The following is an 837-nucleotide window of genomic DNA, read 5'->3' on the forward strand; positions in this document are numbered from 1 at the left end:
CGCAGCGCCGCGTCCGTGCGCGACGCGCTCACCAGGTACACCTCGCCGGGCTTGCTCCCGCGCCCCACGCGGCCGCGCAGCTGGTGCAGCTGCGACAGGCCGAAGCGGTCGGCGTCCTCCACGATCATGACCGTGGCGTTCGGCACGTCGACGCCCACCTCGATGACGGTGGTGGCCACGAGCACCTGCGTCTCGCCCGCGCGGAAGCGGGCCATGACGTCCTGCTTCTCGGCGGCGGGCAGCCGTCCGTGCAGAAGCTCCACCTTCCAGTCCACGAACGTCTTCTGCTGCAGGAAGGCGGCCTCGCGCTCGGCGGCCGCCACGTTGCCGCCGTCCAGGTCCGCGTCGTCCTCGATGCTGATGGCGGCGTAGGCGTACTCGTCATCGTCGCCCTCGCGCGCCGCGCGCTTGCCGGCCAACGCATCGCGCTCCTCGGTGCTCGCCCCCACGAGCGGGCACACCACGTACACCTGCTCACCGCGCGCGAGCGCGGCGAGCGCGGCGTCGTAGGCGCGCCCGCGCTCCTGCTTCGAAACCACCTTCGTCGTGCGCGCCGACGTGTCGTGCGGGCGGTGCCTGATATAGGAGAGCGTGAGGTTGCCGAAGAGCGCCAGCGCCAGCGAGCGCGGAATGGGCGTGGCCGTGAGGTAGAGCGCGTCGGGCGCCTCGCCCTTCGCCAGCAGCTTCGCCCGTTGGTCCACGCCGAAGCGCTGCTGCTCGTCGATGACCGCGAGCGTGCAGCGCTTGGGGCGCACGTCGTCCTCCAGAAGCGCGTGCGTGCCCACGAGCACGTCCACCTCCCCCGCCGCCACGCGCGCGAGCAGCGCCTCGCGCTCG

Annotated in this window: 1 protein-coding gene; it reads right to left on the reverse strand. The window is 72.9% G+C overall.

What is annotated here, in order from left to right:
• On the reverse strand, nucleotides 1–837 hold an 837-nt coding region (locus GPA_RS02910; protein WP_041238887.1), incomplete at both ends, for a helicase-related protein.

The sequence above is a fragment of the Gordonibacter pamelaeae 7-10-1-b genome (assembly GCF_000210055.1).
Lineage (GTDB): Bacteria > Actinomycetota > Coriobacteriia > Coriobacteriales > Eggerthellaceae > Gordonibacter > Gordonibacter pamelaeae.